Below are 16098 nucleotides of genomic sequence, written 5' to 3' on the forward strand. Positions count from 1 at the left end.
CGTCACCACCGGCAAGCGCCTGGTCGAGCCATCCGGCCTGGATCTGAAGGCGCAGAAAGCTCTGAGCAGCACCGGCATGGTCGCCGAGGAGAACGACATGACATCGAGCATCCCGCCGACTGCACGGTGAGGTGCGAGCACCGGGCCGTACCGGATGCGCGGATGTCCGCTGTCGGGGTGCCTTGATCCTGGAGCTCACGTGTTCGGCGGTGTGGCACGCATGCCTTCGAGCAGGGTGGCGAGGTAGCGGTGGGCGGTATCGATCCGGTCGGTGGGGGTGCCGCCGTGGACGGTCACGGCGTGGGCGATGCCGCACATGAGCGGGACAAGGTCGGCGGCGGCGAGGTCGGAGCGGACGACTCTGGCGTCGCGGGCCCGCCCGAGGAGTGTGGTGCCGGCGGACGCGAGTGACTCTTTGAGTTCCGTGGTGCGCGGCAGGGTGTCCGTGGTCGCGGCGGCGACCGGGGGCAGGGCGGGGTCGGTGACCTGTGCTTCGACGATGCGGGACAGGAAACCCTCCAGCGCCCGCCAGGGGTCGGCGTCGGCCAGAGCCTGCTCGCCATGCGCGGCCAGGGCTTCCAGGCAGGGAGCGGCGACGGTCTCCAGCAGTGCCTCGGGGGTGGCGAAGTGCCGGTAGACCGTGGCGACCCCGAGTCCTGCCCGGCGTGCGACGTCGTTCAGCTGCAATACGGCGCCCTGGTCGACCAGGTCGCGGGCGGTGGCGACGATCCGCTCCCAGTTGCGGGCGGCGTCTTTGCGCAGCTGTGTGGTCATCATGTGGGAAGAATCCAGGTTGCTCGTCTTGGTTCACCGGCTCGTCGTCTGATCATATGCGGGCGTTCCCGGGGGACCTGGCTGTCGGGCGGTGGGCGGGCCGCCTGGCCTGCCCACCGCAGGCTGTCAGCGCGCGTCGTGCTCCTGGCCGAGGAGCCGGCGGCGCGGCGGACCGGTCGACCTGGGCCTCCGGTGCCGCGTGGGAGGGCGGAGGCGGTCTGCTCGGCGGCCGTGCGCACCTGGACTGGCGTGAGGGAGTTGAGCACCGGCGCGCTGACGAGGTCAGGTACTGGGCGAGCAGGAGGTGCTGTCCGGATTCGTGGAGCTGGTGCCGGATCGCGGCGGCCAGGTCGGTGCGGGTGTCCACTCGGGCGAAGGTTGCGGTGGGAGTTCGGTGTGTTTTTCGAGAGAGCGACGAGAGCGAGCGGCGCTGGTCGTGTGACCGGTGGGCGGCTGGGGACGCACCTGGGGATGGTCATGCATCCGCTCTGGCCACCGGAGGTGCGTGGGTTTCGCTGAGCCGGCGTACGGCCTCGGCGATGCGGCGGTCGGTCGCCGCACGGAACGGGGCGACGGGGTGTGCCTGGGGCCCGATGACGAGGCCGGTCCGGCCGGTCAGCGCGTGGTCGGCGGCGGCGGTGATCGAGGGCCTGGCCGCCGCGGACGCCGGACCGGAGGTGGAGCGTTCGAACTTGCGGCGTACCAGCGGCCACAGCAGCCGCAGGGCAGGAGCGACGATCTTCGGGTCGGTCAGGGTGCCGTTGGTCATGTCGGTCGCGGCGCCTCCGGGATCGGCGGCGAAGACTGACACGCCCATGCCGTCCAGCCGCCTCGCCAGGTCGAGCGTGTAGGCGAGGTTGGCGAGCTTGGCGCGGCCGTACCAGTGGAAGCCGTAGTAGGCGCCTGGCGGCTCGACGGCGTCGAACACCCGCTTGGCGACGCCGACCGCGCCCGAGGTCACGTTCACGATCCTGCTCGGCGCCCCGGCGGTGAGCGTGGGCAGCAGTAGTTCGGTCAGCAGGTACGGCGAGAGGTGGTTGACGACGAACGACGCCTCGACGCCGCCCAGGTCCGCGCGCTCGGCGAACATCGCCCCCACGTTGTTGACCAGCACCGTCAACGGCTCCCCCGACGCGGCGTGGTCGGCGGCGATGCGGTCGGCCAGCGCGCGGACCTGGTCGAGCGAGGCGAGATCGGCGGACAGGAACCGGCCGGGGTGCGCCGGTTGCGTCGCGTTGATCCGCTCAACCGCCTTGGCTCCCCGGTCGGCGTCGCGCCCGACCACAGTGACCTTGAACCCTGCGGTGGCCAGCCCCAGTGCAGTCTCGAAGCCGATGCCCCCGGTGCCGGCCGTGACCACAGCTGTCTTCATATGAGCCCCTCCATCGAAATAACCGGATAGTTCATCCGGTTAGGCGAGATGGTAGCACAATCGGATGAACTATCCGTTTATGCTTCCACCGGTGACGGCAGTCGGCCCACGCAGCCACCACCGCGCGGGCGTACGCGATCGCGGTTCGTGCACTGACGGCTGAACTTGGCGAGCGTGCCGCACCGGCCGAGTTGGAGGGAGAGACCGGTGCCGCCCGCTTCGCGGGCCGGCTCGCTTGGGAGTAGATCCTCGACAGCGGTGATCCCCGTCAAGAAGGACCACGCCGCCCACCGCGTCAAACTCGGCTCCAGGGGCGGACGGCCACCCGTCTTCGACTGCGAACGGTACAAGGAACGCAACACCGTGGAACGCTGCGTGAACAAGCTCCGTCAGCACCGGGCCGTCGCCACCCGCTACGACAAGAGACAACTCATCTACCAGGGCACCGGCTCCGCTACTCTGTCCCGCAACATCCCCCTTCACGATCGAAATCGGGAGGCGCCCTTCCCGCCTCACCTGTCACAATCCGGGCATGTTCGTTGTCACAGTGACCTACACGGCACCACTGAAGGACGTAGATCAGTGGCGGCCGGCCCACGGCGAATGGCTGAACGACCTCATTACCCGGCGGCTGCTCCTGGTGGCCGGACGGCAAGTACCCCTGGTCGGTGGCGTCTACCTCACGACCGACATGCCCGCTGAGGAACTTGCCCAGATCCTGGCCAGCGATCCGTACGTCCTCAACAACGTCGCCACGCACAGCGTCGTGGAATTCACACCGCTACTCCTGGCAGACGGCCTGGAGAGCCTCAAGAACTGAACCATCAAAGCCACGAGCTCTCGCCAGAGACTAATCAAGATCACGGTCCACGGACGGACCGGGCGTCGACGACCGCGGGGCAGGTGGTGCAGGAGGCGAGAGCAGCCACTGCTGCGCCTCGGCGTCCGGAATCGACTCCTGAGAAGAAACGTCATCAGGAGCCAAGATCGGTCCTCTGGAGACTCCAGAAGGCGACTCGAACGACATGAAGCGCCACAGCCGTTCAATCGGGACCGACTTCGGTCTCCTCACCCACGTCGCCTGTCTCAGGCCGGCGAACATCGTGTCCCCGGGGTTCGGACGTCTCCGCCGGCACGGACTGCGGGAGCTGTAGCCCCACCGCCGCCTCAGGAAGCCCGGCGGGTGGGTGAGACCAGTCGGCAACCTCGGTGAGATCAACCGTGCCGCCGGAGAACTCCGCGTCGTTGAACCAGATCGCGCCGCCGGAGAACTCCGCACGACCGAACGAGACCGCGCCACTGGAGAACTTCACGCGAGCGAAACTGACCGTGCCGCTGGAGAACTCCGCGCCGTCGAACGACACCAGCCCGGAGAACTCCGCGCCGTCAAAGGACACCAGCCCCTTCCAGAACTCCGCGTTGCTGAACGAGACCGTGCCGCCGGAGAAGACCGCCTCATGGAACGAGACCGTGTCGCGGAAGAAGCTCGCATTGCTGAACGAGACCGTGCCGCTGGAGAACTCCGCGCCGTCGAACGACACCACCCCCGAGAACATCGCCTCATCGAACGAGACCGTGGCGCCGGCGAACTCCGCGCCGGCGAACGACACCGGCTCGCCGAAGAACCCCGTGTGACTGAACGAGACCGTGCCGCCGGAGAACACCGCGCCGTCGAACGACACCACCCCCGAGAACTGCGCGCCCATGAAATCGGCGCCGTGGTCGAAGACGACTCCGTTGAAGTCCAGGTGGGCGCCAGCCCACGAAATAGAGTCGTTGTAGCGCAGGTGCGTCCCTATGAGGCGAAGGATCGTGGCACGTACTTCCCGCATGGCCCGCCAGGTGACGTGATTAGCTGGGTCTTGATCGGCGTCGGGTTCGGGTTCGGGTGGCATGCGCAGGTAGGCGCACAGGACGTCGATGCACATCTGCCGACCACCTGGCCAGTCGTCGGCGAGAGAGGCCAAGGCGTGAACGCCGGCCAAGCGGACCGCGGGGCTCTCGGAGCCGAGTTTGTCGGTCGCCTTATCGAAGCGTTCGGCGTACAGCCTCGCGTGCTCCCGGGCCTCTCCGGCTTCCGTGATGCGCTGCTTGCGGTAGGCGACAACGAGGGCGACGACGCCCCCAATGCCGGCGACCACCGCGAGGGAGATCTTTATGATCTCCAGCAGGCTCGTCATGTCGAGCTTTCCCTGCGGGAGGCGGGGCCAGCCGAGCCAGCTCAGGGCGAGCGCGATCAACCCGGCCGCTGCTGCGGCGGCCATGAAGAGAGTGATGCCCAGAGCAACGCTGATGGGAAACAGCGGCACGGGCCGGGCCGGTCGGAAGAGCGTGCGACGGCGCAACCGGCGGAGACCGAAGACGAGACGCGGCATGATCTCCACGATGCACTGATGACGGTCACTCGCGTCGAAAGACGTGGATACCGGCCCTTTGGAACCTCACACAATCAGCATTGTGTGAAAGCGTCTTCTTCCCCGCGCAACTGTGCAACGAGCACTGCCCTTCTACGGCGGCGACGAAGATCTCCGGTCAGGCCATCGCTTCCGGACCAGTCACTGAGGGACCGGACGGCGACCCCTTCCAGGCCGACATCGCCAAGGTCGTGCACACCCACCTCAACGAGGGCACGATGCTCGTCGTCGAGTGGTGGACGCCCACGCACGGGCTGCGAAAGGTCGAGCGCGAGCAATCCTCGATTGCGCGGCCCCCTGGGGCCAGGTTCTGCGGTCAGCCGCCCTGCAGCAGGTCGGCGATGCTTCCGATGCCGTCAGCGATGGCGTCCACGGTCAGGTTTCCGAATCCGAGAACGAGCTGCGTGGGCCGTGTCTGCTGGTCGACACGGTAGGTGCTCATCCCGTACACCCCGACAGACCGCCTACGGGCGGCCGCGACCACGGAAAGCTCGTCCGTGCCGGTCGGTAGCTGTGCGACGGTGTGGAAGCCGGCGGACGGCCCGCGCAGCTCCACCTTGGGTGCGTGCCGGTGGAGCGCCTCTACGAGGGCCGCTCGGCGCGCGGCGTAGCGCGTACGCATGTGACGTAGGTGACGGTCATAGCGGCCCGACTGCACCAGGTCGGCCAAGGCGAGTTGGTCGAAAACCGGTGAGCCCCGGTCGCCCAGCTTCTTCTGATAGGCGACAGCAGAAGCGAGGTGGGGTGGGGACACAATCCATCCGAGCCGCAGGGCGGGCGCGAGTGACTTGCTTACAGAGCCGAGCAGCGCGACCCGGTCCGGTGCCAGGCCCTGCAGAGCGCCGACCGGTTCGCGGTCGTACCGGAACTCGGCGTCGTAGTCGTCCTCGATGATCGTCGCATTGTGGGCGGCGGCCCAGGTGATCAGAGCTTGTCGCCGATCAGGAGCCAGCACGACCCCGGTGGGCGATTGATGCGCGGGTGTGAGCACCACGGCGCGTGCATTCGTGGCCGCCAGCGCTCCGGTGTCGATTCCACACTCGTCCACCGGGACACCCACGACCTCCAGGCCCAGCATCGCGGCGATGGCGCGATGGTCGGGGTCACTGGGGTCCTCGAAGGCCACGACGCTCATGCCCTCGCTCGCCAGGGCCCGGAGGACGAGTTGCAGCCCTTGCGCGTAGCCGGCGCAGATGAGCACGTGGGTGGCCTCTGCGGCGGCACCACGAACACGCCGTAGGTAGGCGGCGATTACTTCGCGCAGCGCCGGGCTACCGTGCGGGTCGATGTAGCCGAGCAGGTCACTGGGTGCGTCGCGGCAGGCGTGGCGCAGTGCACGGCTCCAGTGCTCGCGAGGAAAGCTGGACAGGTCGGGCACGCCGGGCCGGAAGTCGATCGTGAGGGGCGCGGCAGGTGAGGGTCGCGACGGCGCGGTCGTGGACGGGTGCTCGGTGGAGGCCACCCGGGTAGCCGAACCCGGTCGCGTGACGATGTAGCCCTCTGCCTGCAGCTGTGTATAGCACTCGTCCACCGGCGTCGACGCTCGTCTCCTGGATGTCGCGCGTCCGCAGTCGATCCTGAGCCGCCCCGTGGCCATGTTGCTGATCACTTCGCTGGGCTCCTGCGGCAGTTTCTCCCTGCTGCTGCCGGTCGTCCCCGTCTATACGGCCACCGCCGGCGCGGGCAGCGTGGGCGCGGGATTGTCCACCGGCGCGATGATGCTCGCGACCGTGCTGGTGGAGTTCGCGGTGCCTGGCCTGCTCAGCAGGTACGGATACCGCGCGGCCATGACGCTGGGCCTGATCCTGCTCGGGGCACCGGCGGTCGTGCTGGCGGCATCATCCTCGCTGCCGCTCGTGATGGGCGTCTGCATGCTGCGTGGCGTGGGGCTCGGGATCCTCTCCGTGGCGGGTTCGGCCGCGATCGCCGAATTCGTGCCCGCCGAGCGCCGCGGCGAGGGGTTGGGACTGTACGGCCTGGCCGTCACGGTCCCGTCGATCGTGTGCCTGCCACTGGGTCTGTGGCTGAACGCGCGCATCGGCTACTGGCCGGTCTTCCTGGCAGGGGCGGCGCTGTCGCTGCTCGTGCTGGCCGCCGTACACGGCCTGCCCGCCCGGTCGGCCAGAGACCGCAGGAACGGAACGGAAGCTCATCTGGCCTGACCGGCCAAAAGAAGCGCCGCGAGCCTGATGACGACGAATGACGGTGGCGGCTGCAAGAACAAGGTCTCGATCAGAAGACCAGCAAGGAGGAACCCTCATGGGAAAGGTTCTGTTGAGGCGGCGGGCGAAAAGAACGTCCTTGTGATGGGTGGGGCGAATATCGCCCAGCAGTTCGTGAAAGCTGGTCTGGTAGACGAGATTCAGATCCAACTGGTGCCCGTGCTGCTCGGTGCGGGCACCCGGCTGTTCGACAACCTGGGCGCCGACCACATCGAGCTGGAACGGACCATGTTGAACGAGTCGCCGCACGTCACGCATCTGCGATTCCGCGTCGTGAGAGGTCGTGGGAGGAGAAGACGAATGAGAGCAGTTCGCGGCGGGATCAGCCCACTGTCTGCAGGGCGGACCGTACGCGACCCCTGAGCACACGCTCGACCGCCAACGCCAACGCCAAGGCCGCAATCCGGCTTGCCGACTGGCCTTTCCCAGGGGCAGCCAGCCTGGCGGCCCCGTTGCGGCCGGCTTGTCGGCGGCTGCCGGCTACGCGTCCGAGGAGCTCCTCGGAGCACTGCGATAGGCGTGCTGTCATGTCGCACGCGAGAACCGCTTCGCCGCCCCCAAGCGCGGCCGCTCGCGCCGCTCCTGCTCGGCCGGGGTGCACCCGCCGGCTGCCGCGTACCTCATGACCCAGAGATAGCGCGCCCGCAACGATCCGGCACCCACCACGAGAACGCCACGAGTTCATCCTGAGTACGGGCTCTGCGGCGGTCGCATTTTCGTGAGCAGCGCGAGCAGGGTGCCCTGTTCCTCCGCATCGAGGCCGACGAAGAGGCCGGAGGCGTGCAGCCGGGTTCTGAGTGCATCCCAGAGTTCGTGCCCGCGTTCGGTCAGGGCCAGGGTGCGCTTGCGGCCGTCGGCGGGGTGGGGCTGGCGGACGACGAGTCCGGTGGCCTGGAGCTTGTCGGCGGCGAGGCTGACCGTGGAGGGGTCGCAGCGCAGCCGGGCCGCCACCTCCCTCATCGTCGGCGGCTCGGTTCCCGGAGCGAGTGCCCACAGAGCGCCGGCCACGGAGGCCGGCACCCCGAACTCGCCGAGGACTTGGGCCACGACCGCGTCCGCCGCGTTTCCCACCTCCACGAGAACACGGACGATCTCGGCCTTCCGCTCGACGTCCGAGCGGTGAGCCGGCAGTGCGTCCACGTCACGGTCAACGGTCATGGGACCATGATACGCTCTCTATATCAATGAGAAACTCAATGATTACGGAGGACTAAATGAGCGACGGCCACGCCGGTGAGACGGTGCTTGTCACGGGCGGGACGGGTTACCTGGCCGGTTGGGTGATCTCGGGCCTGCTCCAGCGCGGCTACCGGGTGCGCACCACCGTGCGCGGCCTCGACAAGGCGGAGCAGGTGCGCGCTGCCGTCGGCGAGCAGGCAGGCGGACGGGCAGCCGGGGCCGTCGAGTTCGCGGCCGTTGATCTTCTTCGCGACGACGGTTGGGACGAGGCGGTCGCGGGTGCCGATTACGTGCTGCACACCGCCTCGCCGATGCCCTTCGGCTCCGGCGTGAACCTCATCACCACCGCCCGCGAGGGCACCCGTCGCGTCCTGGGCGCCGCCGCCCGCGCCGGGGTGAAGCGCGCCGTGCTCACCTCCTCCGGCGTCACGGCCGACACCGGCGACCCGGACACGGCCGCGACCGAATCGGTGTGGACCGCCCCGTCCGGCACCCCTCTTCGCGCGTACCCCGACTCCAAGATCTTCGCCGAGCGCGACGCATGGGATCTCGCCGCCGCCACCGGGCTCGAACTGACCGCCGTCCTTCCGACGTTCATGCAGGGCCCCATGCTGGGCGCGTCGAACAGACCGGGAACGGTCGAGATCATCCGCCGCCTGCTCACCCGTGAGATCCCCGCCGTGCCGAACATCGGATGGAACATCGTCGACGTCCGTGACATCGCCGAACTGCACGTACTCGCCATGACCAGCCCAACCGCCGCAGGCCAGCGCTTCCTCGGGTCGGGCAGCTTCTGGTGGTACCAGGACATCGCCCGGACCCTGCGCGAAAAGCTCCCGGACGAAGCCGCCAAGGTGCCCACGCGCACCATGCCCGACATCATCGTCAAGCTCCTCGCCCACCTGAACCCGCAGATGGCGATGCTGCGCCCCGAGCTGGGCCGCACAAGGCTCGTCGACAGCAGCAAGGCCCGCACTCAGCTCGGCTGGCATCCCCGCCCCACCGAGCAGACCATCATCGACACCGCCACCGCGCTCATCGCCAACAACGCACTCAGCAGGTAGCCGCCGCCGACGCCGCCATCGCGATCCGGGAGCCGGCCCCGAAGACCGCTTGCGCCACGCATGTCATCTTCGGCGGCGCGAGTGGGGAAAGTTCCAGCCGACACTGACACGCTCCTTTTCGGAGAGCGCTGGCGGCGGCCGGGTTCGGCGGTGTGGATGGCTGCCATGGCGGTGGCAGCCAGAAAAGTTTGGGAAATCGGGGGCCGGCGGATGTCGAGAATGCTCCGACGGCTCCGTCCCTGGGGCGGATCACGACAACGACCCTGGAGGGACGGCTATGCGAGCGAGCGAGATCACCGAGATTCTGGACCGGCCGATCAGCCGAGAGCTGCTGGCACGCGACGTGATCCGGCTGGCGTACGTGGCCAAGGACGGCACGCCCCGGAACGTCCCGATCGCGTTCACCTGGAACGGGTCGGAGATCGTCATGTGCACCACGAAGAATGCCCCGAAGCTCCCGGCTCTGCGCGAGAACCCGATGGTCGCTCTGACGATCGACACCGAGGTGCACCCGCCCAAGATCCTGCTGATCCGCGGTCGGGCCGAACTGGACGTCGTCGACGGCATCCCGGACGAGTACCTCCAGATGAACGGCTCGTACGAGATGACGCCCGAGCAGCGGGTCGAGTGGGAGGCCGAGGTCCGCTCGCTCTATGACGGCATGGTCCGGATCGTGGTGACGCCGACGTGGGCGAAACTGATCGACTTCGAGACGACCCTGCCGAGCGCGGTCGAGGAGCTGGTCCGGCAGCGGGCCGAGCGTGAGCGCGCCTGAACACGGTCCCGACCACACTGAGGAGAACATGATGGCCAAGTATCTGCTGCTCAAGCACTACCGGGGCGCTCCCGCACCGGTCAACGACGTGCCGATGGACCAGTGGACGCCGGAGGAGGTCGACGCGCACGTGCAGTACATGCGCGACTTCGCGGCCCGCCTGGAGGAGACGGGTGAGTACGTCGGCGAACAGGCGCTGGCACCCGAGGGCACGTTCGTGCGGTATGACGGCGAGGGGCGCCCGCCGGTGACCGACGGTCCGTTCGCCGAGACCAAGGACCTCATCGCCGGCTGGGTGATCATCGACGTGGAGTCCTGGGATCGCGCGGTCGAGCTGGCCGGGGAGCTGTCCGCCGCTCCAGGGGCCGGCGGCAAGCCGATCCACGAGTGGCTCGAGGTGCGGCCGTTCCTCACCGAGCTTCCGACCATCACGGACTGACGCGCGTGAACGAGTCCCTGCTGCGGACCCTCAATAGAGGGTCTAGAGGCTCCGCGGGTCGCGCACCCGCAGGCCGAAGGCCGACAGGCCCTGCTCGTGGTGCTCGATCAGCCCGAGGCGACGGTAGAAGGCGTGGTTGGCGGGGCCTTCCGAGGTGGATTCGTGGTCGGTGGTGAGGACGAAGTAGCGGCAATGCGCATACCGGTCCTTGAGGTGCTCCAGCAGCAGGCGGCCGACGCCCTTGCCGTGGTGCTGGGCGTTGACCAGCAGCTCCTGCACATAACAGACGATCTCGTCGTCGGACACCGTCCGTGCCAGGCCGAGCAGTTGGCCCGACTCGTCTCTGGCGGTGATGACCAGGTGCGAGTTGGCCATGCTCCGGCACACCCGAGCGACATCGCGCGTCCATGGGTGCCAGCCGACCGAGTCGTAGAGCTCGAACACCTCCGCCTCGTCGAACGCCGTCTCTTGAGCGATGATCACCAATTACGGGTCTCCCTGATCTTTTCGACATGTGGCGACGCATCCGAGCCTATTCAGTGGAGAGCGGCGGTGGCCGGCAGTGGGGCTCGATGGCGGGCTGCGCGGCACCGACAAATCTTCCACGGCTTTTTGGTTGATCGTCACGCCTGCCCGAGGTGGGGTGCTTTGACAGCGTGGAAACCCGAAGCTTCCGGCGCGATTCGCCCACCACCGTAGGGGACGAGTCGGTGCGGCCATCACAGAAAAGGGGTCGTCGATGGGAGACGGGATCAGGGCGCGGGTGTCGGTCACCGGGCTGGGCGCCATCACACCGCTGGGCGCGGACGTGGCCACCACCTGGGCGGGCCTGCTGGAAGGACGGTCGGGCATCCGCCTGATCGAGGAGGACTGGGCCGATGACCTGCCCGTACGGATCGCCGGCCGGCTGCCGGTGGACCCCGCCGAGGTGCTGGGGCGGGTGGCGGCGCGACGGCTCGACCGCTGCCAGCAGGCGGCGCTGGTCGCGGCGCGGGAGGCGTGGGCGGACGCGGGGGCGCCCGGCGTCGAGCCCGAGCGCCTCGCCGTGGTGATCGGCACGGGGGTCGGCGGCGTCCTGACCACGCTGACCCAGAACGAGATCCTCGAAAGGTCCGGCCCGCGCAGGATCTCGCCCTACACGGTGCCGATGCTGATGCCCAACGGGCCGGCGGCGGTGGTCAGCATCGAGCTCGGCGCGCGCGGAGGCGCGCACACGCCGGTGAGCGCCTGCGCCACCGGCGCCGAGGCGATCGCGATGGGCCTGGACCTCATCAGGCTCGGGCGCGCGGACATGGTCATCGCGGGCGGCGCGGAGGCGTGCGTCCATCCGCTGACCCTGGCCGGGTTCGCGCAGGCCAAGGCCGTCTCCACGCGCAACGACGCGCCGCAGGAGGCGTCGCGGCCGTTCGACGTGGGGCGCGACGGCTTCGTGCTGGGCGAGGGGGCCGCGCTGGTGGTGCTGGAACGCGAGGAGTTCGCCGCCGCCCGCGGCGCCCGGGTGCACGCCACCCTCGTCGGCGCCGGGGTCACCTCCGACGCCCACCACATCACCGCCGCCGACGCGGCCGGACAGGCGCGCGCGATGCGGCTCGCCCTGACCGACGCCGGTCTGGACGCTCTCGACGTGGGGCACGTGAACGCCCACGCCACCTCGACCCCCACGGGCGACCTGACCGAGAACGCGTCGATCGCCGAGGCGATCGGGACGCATCCCGCGGTCACCGCGATCAAGTCGATGACCGGTCACCTGTGCGGCGCGGCCGGGTCGCTGGGCGCGATCGCCACCGTTCTCGCCCTGCGCGACGGGGTGATCCCCGCGATCCGCAACCTCGGCGACCCGGACCCGGAGGTGAAGCTCGACCTCGTGGCCGGGGCGCCGCGCAGCGGCCGCTGGACGGCCGGGCTGGTCAACTCCTTCGGCTTCGGCGGCCACAACGCCTCACTGGTCTTCACCAGTGCCTGACGTGTGCGTCAGATCGGGCCGCGGCCGTCGAAGAGGTCGTCCGGCCAAGGGCTCTGGCTGCCGTCGCCGCTGCCGGACGGGCCGGGGGTGGGCTGCTGCGGCTCGGGCGAGGCGGGCTCGGGCGGCGGGGTGGGCACGAACTGCGTGTTCGGCAGCGGCCGGGGCGGCTCCGGCTCGTCCTCGCCGCGGAACAGCAGCATCCAGGTGACCAGCAGCAGCGCGAGCACGAGCGTGGCCAGCAGCGTCGAGGCGAGCACGACCGAGCGCCGGGTGGCCACCGGCGGCGGGGGCGGCGCGGGTGGGGCCGGCAGCGCGGGGGTGCGGTCGCCCAGCCAGTAATGCGCGAAGTCGGGGCCGTGCCGCTGCCCGATCAGCGTGCCGGACACGGTGACCGGGTCGAGGAACCGCTCGGCCCCCGGGCCGTTCGGCACGTACGGCACGGCCACCCAGGGCGCGGGCCCGTCCTGCATCGCCAGGACGGGAGGCGTGTCGGGGGACACCCTGCCGCGCACCCGGTCGACCAAGGAGGCGCCCCACCCGCGTACACCCGTCCGGCCTTGCGCGTCCTTGATCGCGGTGACGAACCGGTCCCTCGCGGCGGCGTCGAAGGCGGCGCCGCTGGACAGGACGGCCACCGACACCACCCGGCCGTCGGGCGCCTGGCCCAGGTAGACGAGCCCGGCCGGGGCCGTCTGCAGACGCGCCTGCAGCGCGAACGGCCCCACGTGGGGCGGGTCGCCGTACTGCAGCGGAGTGACCATCCCCCACATCAAAACACACCCCCACATCCGGAACCCACGGGCGCGTCAGGGGGTGTGGCACGCGCTGGGACGGGCAAATGGGAGAGAAATGGATTCTCCAGCCGAGTCACGATTGAATAACGAGCATGACCGTTGCCGATGAACGCAGTGACCCGGAGCCCGGCGAGGGCGTGACGGAGCAGGAGGAGGGCGAGGCCCCGCTGGACGCCCTGCGGGAGGCGCTGGCCGAGGTCCGGCGTGTGATCGTCGGGCAGGAGCACATGGTCGAGCGGCTGCTGGTGGCGCTGCTCGCCCGGGGACACTGCCTGCTCGAAGGCGTCCCGGGGGTCGCCAAGACGCTGGCCGCCTCGACGCTGGCCACCGTCGTGGGCGGCACGTTCGCCCGCATCCAGTTCACCCCCGACCTGGTGCCCAGCGACATCGTCGGCACCCGCGTCTACCACCCGAGCTCCGAGCGGTTCGACGTCGAGCTCGGGCCGGTGTTCGTCAACTTCCTGCTCGCCGACGAGATCAACCGCGCTCCCGCGAAGGTGCAGTCGGCCCTGCTGGAGGTGATGGCCGAGCGGCAGGTGACGCTCGCGGGGCGCACCCACCCGCTGCCCCGGCCGTTCGTCGTGCTGGCCACACAGAACCCGATCGAGTCGGAGGGCGTCTACCCGCTGCCCGAGGTGCAGCGCGACCGGTTCCTGTTCAAGGTGCGCGTGTCCCATCCGAGCGCGCACGAGGAGCTGGAGATCCTCCAGCGGATGAGCGTGCGCCCGCCCGTGCCCAGGCCGGTGCTCGACCCGGCCACGCTGGTGCGACTGCAGGACTTGGCCGAGGAGGTCTCGGTCCACCAGCTCGTGGCCGACTACGTCGTACGGCTGGTCATGGCCACGCGCACCCCGGCGGACTACGGCCTGGCCGACCTGCAGGACACGATCGAGATCGGGGTGAGCCCCCGGGCGACGCTTGGGCTGATCGCCGCCGGGCGGGCTCTGGCCCTGCTGCGCGGACGCGACTACCTGCTGCCCGACGACGTCCGCGACGTGGCGGTCGACGTCATGTCGCACCGGCTGATGCTCACCTTCGACGCACTGGCCGACGAGGTGGACCCCGACGACGTCGTACGCCGGGTCCTGCAGTCGGTGCCGCCGCCGCTCGTCGTGTGGAACCAGGGCATGCGATGAGCGGGGCGAACCCCGACCAGGCGCTGCGGCGGCTGGAGCTGACGGTGGTGCGGCGGCTGGACGGGCTGCTGCAGGGCCGCCACCAGGGGCTGATCCCCGGGCCCGGCAGCGACCACGGCGACACCCGCGTGTACGTGCCGGGCGAGGACGACGTGCGCCGCATGGACTGGGCGGTGACGGCGCGCACGACGGTCCCGCACGTGCGGGACCTGATCGCCGACCGGGAGCTGGAGACCTGGGCGGTGGCCGACCTGTCGGCCAGCATGGAGTTCGGCACGGCCGACATGTCGAAACGCGACCTGGTCGTCAGCGCCGTCGGGGCGATCGGGATCCTGGCGAGCCGGGTGGGCGACCGGTTCGGCGCCCACATCCTGTACGGCGACGACGTGCACCGCTTTCCGGCCAAGCCCGGCCGGCCCCGGCTGTACGCTCTGCTGCACTCGCTGCTCAGCGCGCCGCCCGCGCAGGGTGCGGTGGACCTCGGGGAGGCTCTGGAGATGATGGCGACGGCGCACCGCAAGCGCGGGCTGCGGGTGGTCGTCTCCGACTTCCTCGACTCGCCCGACTCCTGGGAGCCGCCGCTGCGCCGCCTGGCCGCGCGGCACCAGGTGCTCGCCGTGGAGATCATCGATCCCCGCGAGCTGGAACTGCCCGACGTCGGGTTCGTCACCCTCGCCGACCCCGAGACCGGGCGCTCGCGCGGCGTCCACCTGTCGTCCGCGCTCAGGGAGCGGTACGCCGAGGCGGCGGCCGAGCAGCGCCGGGCGACCCGGGCGGCGCTGCGCCAGGCCGGGGCGGCCCACCTGGTGCTGCGCACCGATCGCGACTGGGTGTTCGACATCGCCGAGTTCGTGCTGCGCCAGCGGCGGGCCTCCCACCTGCTGCGCCGGGCCGCGAACAGGAAGGCGGGCGCATGACCTTCCTCACCCCCGGCTGGCTCTGGCTGTTCGTCCTGGTCGCCGCGATGGTCGCGGCGTACGTCGCGGCGCAGTTCGCGCGCCGCCGCTACACGGTGCGCTTCACGAACCTCGCGCTGCTGTCGCTCGTGGCGCCCGAGCGGCCCACCTGGCGGCGGCACCTACCGGCCGTGCTGTTCCTCGTCATGATGAGCCTGCTGGTGCTCGGCGCCGCCCGGCCCGCAGGCGAGGTGAGGGTGCCCCGCGACCGCGCCACCATCATGGTCGCCGTGGACGTGTCGCTGTCGATGGAGTCGGCCGACGTCCCGCCCACCCGGCTCGTCGCGGCCAAGCAGGCCGCCCAGCAGTTCGTGAGAGACCTGCCCGAGCGGTTCAACGTGGGAGTGGTGGCCTTCGCCAGATCGGCCGCCGTCGTGATCTCCCCCACCACCGACCACGCCGCCGTGAACACCGCGATCTCCAGCCTCACCACCCGGCCCGGCACCGCGATCGGCGAGGCCGTGTTCAACTCGCTCGACTCGATCAGGTCGTTCGACCAGCGGGCCGTCACCGATCCACCCCCGTCCGCCATCGTGCTGCTGTCGGACGGCGACAACACCTCCGGACGGTCGGTCAACGAGGCCGTCGAGGCGTCGGTCGGCGCCAAGGTGCCGGTGTCCACGATCGCGTACGGCACGCCCGAGGGCACGGTGACGATCGACAACCGGGCGGTGCAGGTGCCGGTCAACAAGACCACGCTGAAGTCGCTGTCGGACGGCACCGGAGGCCGGGCCTACACCGCGGAGTCGGGCAGCGAACTGCGCGACGTGTACGCGCAGATCGGCACCTCGCTCGGCTACAAGGTCGTGCACCAGGAGATCACCCAGCGGTTCCTCGTCGCGGCGATCGTCGCGGGCCTGCTGGCCGCCGCGGCGGCGATGCTGCTGGGCGCCCGCATCCCCTGACCCGCCTGACGCCCTGGGGCCGCCCGGCCCCTGCCCGAACTCACCGAACGGCGATGACGCCAGGGCCACGGACGCGCGGCACGGACCGCACGCGTGGAGATCACA

The 16098-nt window shown here is 70.0% G+C and carries 17 protein-coding genes; 10 read left to right on the top strand and 7 right to left on the bottom strand.

Features of this window, described 5'->3' with window-relative positions:
• Window positions 1-195: 195 nt before the first annotated feature.
• Together FH610_RS34155 and FH610_RS34160 are read right to left on the bottom strand one after the other, a co-directional pair.
• Complete coding sequence (locus FH610_RS34155) at window positions 196-777, bottom strand: TetR/AcrR family transcriptional regulator (protein ID WP_139579370.1); 582 nt, start codon at window positions 775-777, stop codon at window positions 196-198.
• Window positions 778-1249: 472 nt separating this feature from the next.
• Window positions 1250-2146: an SDR family NAD(P)-dependent oxidoreductase gene (locus FH610_RS34160; protein ID WP_139579371.1), complete on the bottom strand. Its 897-nt coding sequence runs from the start codon at window positions 2144-2146 to the stop codon at window positions 1250-1252.
• Between the two features lie 532 nt (window positions 2147-2678).
• On the opposite strand from FH610_RS34160, the gene FH610_RS44815 reads away from it, so the two are divergent.
• Window positions 2679-2966, top strand: a complete 288-nt coding sequence (locus tag FH610_RS44815) for a YciI family protein (protein WP_139579373.1) — start codon at window positions 2679-2681, stop codon at window positions 2964-2966.
• A gap of 223 nt (window positions 2967-3189) precedes the next feature.
• Here FH610_RS44815 and FH610_RS34175 read toward each other — a convergent pair whose 3' ends face one another.
• Together FH610_RS34175 and pdxR are read right to left on the bottom strand one after the other, a co-directional pair.
• On the bottom strand, window positions 3190-4521 hold the full coding sequence (locus tag FH610_RS34175) for a pentapeptide repeat-containing protein (protein ID WP_240809376.1): 1332 nt from the start codon (window positions 4519-4521) through the stop codon (window positions 3190-3192).
• 355 nt (window positions 4522-4876) lie between these two features.
• Window positions 4877-6157: a MocR-like pyridoxine biosynthesis transcription factor PdxR gene (gene pdxR, locus FH610_RS34185; RefSeq protein WP_476703420.1), complete on the bottom strand. Its 1281-nt coding sequence runs from the start codon at window positions 6155-6157 to the stop codon at window positions 4877-4879.
• Here pdxR and FH610_RS34190 point away from each other — a divergent pair.
• On the top strand, window positions 6138-6722 hold the full coding sequence (locus FH610_RS34190; RefSeq protein WP_338104616.1) for an MFS transporter: 585 nt from the start codon (window positions 6138-6140) through the stop codon (window positions 6720-6722). The genes pdxR and FH610_RS34190 overlap by 20 nt on opposite strands.
• Window positions 6723-6749: 27 nt before the next feature.
• The gene (locus tag FH610_RS34195) at window positions 6750-7145 is read left to right on the top strand and encodes a dihydrofolate reductase family protein (RefSeq protein WP_139579375.1); all 396 of its coding nucleotides are present in this window, start codon (window positions 6750-6752) and stop codon (window positions 7143-7145) included.
• A gap of 318 nt (window positions 7146-7463) precedes the next feature.
• On the opposite strand, the gene FH610_RS34200 is transcribed toward FH610_RS34195, so the two are convergent.
• Window positions 7464-7940 (bottom strand): MarR family winged helix-turn-helix transcriptional regulator, encoded by a 477-nt coding sequence (locus FH610_RS34200; RefSeq protein ID WP_139579376.1) that lies wholly within the window; start codon window positions 7938-7940, stop codon window positions 7464-7466.
• A 56-nt stretch (window positions 7941-7996) separates the two neighbouring features.
• Between FH610_RS34200 and FH610_RS34205 the strand changes: the two genes are divergently transcribed.
• The 3 genes from FH610_RS34205 (at window position 7997) to FH610_RS34215 (ending at window position 10239) form a co-directional block, all read left to right on the top strand.
• Window positions 7997-9025 (top strand): NAD-dependent epimerase/dehydratase family protein, encoded by a 1029-nt coding sequence (locus FH610_RS34205; protein ID WP_139579377.1) that lies wholly within the window; start codon window positions 7997-7999, stop codon window positions 9023-9025.
• Window positions 9026-9302: 277 nt separating this feature from the next.
• On the top strand, window positions 9303-9800 hold the full coding sequence (locus FH610_RS34210; protein ID WP_139579378.1) for a pyridoxamine 5'-phosphate oxidase family protein: 498 nt from the start codon (window positions 9303-9305) through the stop codon (window positions 9798-9800).
• A 31-nt stretch (window positions 9801-9831) separates the two neighbouring features.
• Entirely contained in the window at window positions 9832-10239 is a 408-nt protein-coding gene (locus tag FH610_RS34215) for a YciI family protein (protein WP_139579460.1), read from the top strand.
• Between the two features lie 42 nt (window positions 10240-10281).
• On the opposite strand, the gene FH610_RS34220 is transcribed toward FH610_RS34215, so the two are convergent.
• A complete protein-coding gene (locus FH610_RS34220; RefSeq protein ID WP_205826274.1) occupies window positions 10282-10722 on the bottom strand; it encodes a GNAT family N-acetyltransferase in 441 nt (146 codons plus the stop codon).
• Between the two features lie 256 nt (window positions 10723-10978).
• On the opposite strand from FH610_RS34220, the gene FH610_RS34225 reads away from it, so the two are divergent.
• A complete protein-coding gene (locus FH610_RS34225) occupies window positions 10979-12202 on the top strand; it encodes a beta-ketoacyl-[acyl-carrier-protein] synthase family protein (protein ID WP_139579379.1) in 1224 nt (407 codons plus the stop codon).
• Window positions 12203-12210: 8 nt separating this feature from the next.
• Here the strand turns inward: FH610_RS34225 and FH610_RS34230 are convergent, their stop codons facing one another.
• Window positions 12211-12963: a hypothetical protein gene (locus FH610_RS34230; protein ID WP_240809369.1), complete on the bottom strand. Its 753-nt coding sequence runs from the start codon at window positions 12961-12963 to the stop codon at window positions 12211-12213.
• A gap of 125 nt (window positions 12964-13088) precedes the next feature.
• Here FH610_RS34230 and FH610_RS34235 point away from each other — a divergent pair, with 125 nt between their 5' ends.
• Genes FH610_RS34235 through FH610_RS34245 form a run of 3 tightly spaced genes read left to right on the top strand, consistent with a single transcriptional unit; the run spans window position 13089 to window position 15993 of the window.
• Entirely contained in the window at window positions 13089-14132 is a 1044-nt protein-coding gene (locus tag FH610_RS34235) for an AAA family ATPase (protein WP_139579381.1), read from the top strand.
• The gene (locus tag FH610_RS34240; protein ID WP_139579382.1) at window positions 14129-15049 is read left to right on the top strand and encodes a DUF58 domain-containing protein; all 921 of its coding nucleotides are present in this window, start codon (window positions 14129-14131) and stop codon (window positions 15047-15049) included. The genes FH610_RS34235 and FH610_RS34240 overlap by 4 nt, the downstream gene beginning before the upstream one ends.
• Entirely contained in the window at window positions 15046-15993 is a 948-nt protein-coding gene (locus tag FH610_RS34245; RefSeq protein ID WP_139579383.1) for a VWA domain-containing protein, read from the top strand. The genes FH610_RS34240 and FH610_RS34245 overlap by 4 nt, the downstream gene beginning before the upstream one ends.
• The last annotated feature ends 105 nt before the right edge of the window (window positions 15994-16098 follow it).

The organism is Microbispora catharanthi (assembly GCF_006334915.2).
GTDB lineage: Bacteria > Actinomycetota > Actinomycetes > Streptosporangiales > Streptosporangiaceae > Microbispora > Microbispora catharanthi.